Source organism: Nonomuraea sp. NPDC051191 (assembly GCF_044455665.1).
In the GTDB taxonomy this organism is placed as follows: domain Bacteria; phylum Actinomycetota; class Actinomycetes; order Streptosporangiales; family Streptosporangiaceae; genus Nonomuraea.
This window is the reverse complement of the sequence record NZ_JBITEZ010000049.1, coordinates 1-2786: the sequence shown is the minus strand read 5'-3', so window position 1 is coordinate 2786 and position 2786 is coordinate 1. Positions and strand designations below refer to the sequence as shown.

1 protein-coding gene is annotated in these 2786 nt (G+C 73.9%); it reads right to left on the bottom strand.

The window, feature by feature from the left end; genetic code table 11:
- A partial coding sequence (locus tag ACIA8R_RS52925) for an amino acid adenylation domain-containing protein (RefSeq protein ID WP_397045840.1) occupies positions 1 to 2786 on the bottom strand: 2786 nt, incomplete at both ends.

Here is a 2786-nt window from a genome sequence, read left to right as displayed (position 1 = left end):
CCGGGTCCCTGACGAGGGCGGCTTCGATCTCGCCGGGCTCGACCCGGAACCCGCGGATCTTGACCTGGTCGTCACCCCGGCCGAGGAACTCCAGCTCACCGTCGCGGCGGAACCGGGCGATGTCGCCGGTCCGGTACATCCTGGTGCCCGGCTCGCCGAACAGCTCACCGAACGGGTCGGCGACGAAACGCTCGGCGGTCAGCCCCGGCCGGTTCAGGTACCCCCGGGCGACCCCGGCGCCGGCGATGTAGAGCTCCCCGGCCACGCCGGGCGCCACCGGTTCGAGCCGGGCGTCGAGGACGTACATGCGGATGTTGGCGATCGGCCGGCCGATCGGCACCGGTGAGGCCGCCGCCGGCGGGCCGTCGATGACGTGGACCGAGCAGCCGACCACGGTCTCCGTCGGGCCGTACTCGTTGATCAGCCGGGCGCCGGGGCAGATCCGCTGCCAGGAGGTCACCGTCTGGGGGCGCACTTCGTCGGCGCCGATCACGTACGTGCGCACCGAGTCGAGGACGGTGCCGGGGGCGAGCTGGGCGGCGAGCAGGTCGACGTGGCCGGGGGTCAGCTTGAGCAGGCTGAAGTCGCGTGGTTCGCGCAGGAGCGCGGCCAGGGCCTGACCGCCGGTGTCCGGGCCGATCAGCGTGACGTCGCGGCCGTCGATCAGCGGGAGCCAGAAGTTGGGCACCGACAGGTCGACGGCGACCGAGCCGACCAGCGGCGCCCCGGACTCGCCGTCCAGGCCGTATCCGTCCACGGCCCACCACAGGTAGTTCAGCAGCCCGCGGTGAGAGATCAGCACGCCCTTGGGGCGTCCGGTCGAACCGGAGGTGTACATGGCGTACACCAGGTTGTCGCCGCTGATCGGCAGGTCCAGGTCCCGGCCGGAACGGGCCTGGATCCGGTCCCGGTCACGGCCCAGCCGGACCACGGTCGCGCCGGTCAGGCCCTCGACGGTGTCGGCGTGCTCGTCCTGCGCGACGACGACGTCGGCGCCGGTGTCGTCCAGGACGAACGCGAGCCGCTCCGCCGGGTGCGCGGGATCCAGCGGGACGTAGGCCGCGCCCGCCTTCATCACCGCCAGCAGGGCGACCAGCAGGTCGGGGCTCTCACCGGCGCAGACCCCGACGAACGACTCGGCGCCCACGCCCAGGCCGCCCAGATGCCGGGCCAGGCGGTTCGCCGCGGCGTTGAGCTCGCCGTAGGTCAGCAGCACGCCGCCGGCGTCGCGTACCGCGGGGGCCTGCGGGTCGGCGGCCGCCTGCGCCTCGATCAGCTGCGGCAGCACCGAATCCGGCAAGGCCGCGCGGGTGTCGTTCCACTCCCGCAGGATCTGGTGCCGCTGCCCGGACGAGAGCACCGGGACCTGGTCGATCCGCACGCCCGGATCGGCGGCGACCGCGGTGAGCACCCGGATCAGCCGGTCCACCAGGGCCTCGGCGCTCACCCGGTCGAAGACGTCGGTGGCGTAGCGCAGCTCGCCGTCCAGGCCGTCGTCGCCGGCCCGCTTGGTGAACGTGAGGATCAGCTCCAGCTTCGCGGGGGCGTAGTCGACCGGCTGGTCGGCGGCGGTGAGCCCGGGCAGGCCGGACATCGGCGCGGTCGCCTCGTGCAGTTCCAGCATGACCTGGACCAGCGGGTTCCAGCCCATCGAACGCGGCGGGTTGAGGGCCTCGACGACCCGCTCGAACGGCACGTCCTGGTGCTGGAACGCGGCGAGGTCGGTCTGCCGGACGCGGGCCAGCAGGTCGGTGAAGGCGGGGTCGCCCCCGGTGTCGGTGCGCAGCACGAGCGTGTTCATGAAGACGCCCACCAGGTCGGTGAGCTCCTCGTGGCCGCGTCCGGCGGTCAGCGCCCCGATCGGGATGTCGTTGCCGCATCCCAGCCGGGTCAGCAGCACGGCGAGGGCGGCCTGCAGCGTCATGAACAGGGTGACCTGCGACTCGCGGGCCAGCGTCCCGAGCTGTCCGTGCAGGCCGGCCGGGATCTCGAACCGCACGCTGTCCCCGCGGAAGGTGGCCACGGCCGGGCGCGGCCGGTCCACCGGCAGCGGCAGGTGCCCCGGCAGATCGGCCAGGGTGGTACGCCACCAGTCCAGCCGCGAGTCGTCGTGCGGCTGCCGCTGCCACAGCGCGTAGTCGGCGTACTGCACGGGCAGCCGGGGCCATTCGGGTTCGCCGCCGGTGAGCCGGGCCCGGTAGGCCGCCGCCAGGTCGCGCCAGAACGGGGGCATGGACAGCGCGTCGCCGGCGATGTGGTGCAGCACCACCAGCAGCACGTGCTCGGTGTCCGACAGCGCGAACAGCGTCACGCGCAGCGGCGGGTCGCGGGTCAGGTCGAACGGCCGGGCGGCGGCGTCGGCCAGCATCCCGGCCAGCTGCCCGGCCTCGACGTCGCGCTCGACGAGACCGGCCGCCGCCTGCCCGGCGGCGATCACCTGCTGCCAGGGGCCTTCGGAGCTGTCCGGGAAGACCGTCCGCAGCGTTTCGTGGCGGGCCACCAGATCGGCGAGCGCGCCGCGCAGCGCGTCCCGGTCCAGCCGGCCGGTCAGGCGTACGGCGGCCGGGATGTTGTACGACCCGCCGTGGTCGATGCGGTTGATGAACCAGAGCCGTTGCTGGGCCGAGGACAGCGGCAGCCGGTCCGGCCGGGCCGCCGGGCGCGGCGCGGGACGGCTGCCGCCCTCCTGCCCGGTGGGGTGGTCGATGTGGTGGGCGATGCCGGTGACGGTGGGGTCGGCGAAGATCTGGCGCAGGGGGAGTTCGGTGTCGAAGAGCGTCCGGATG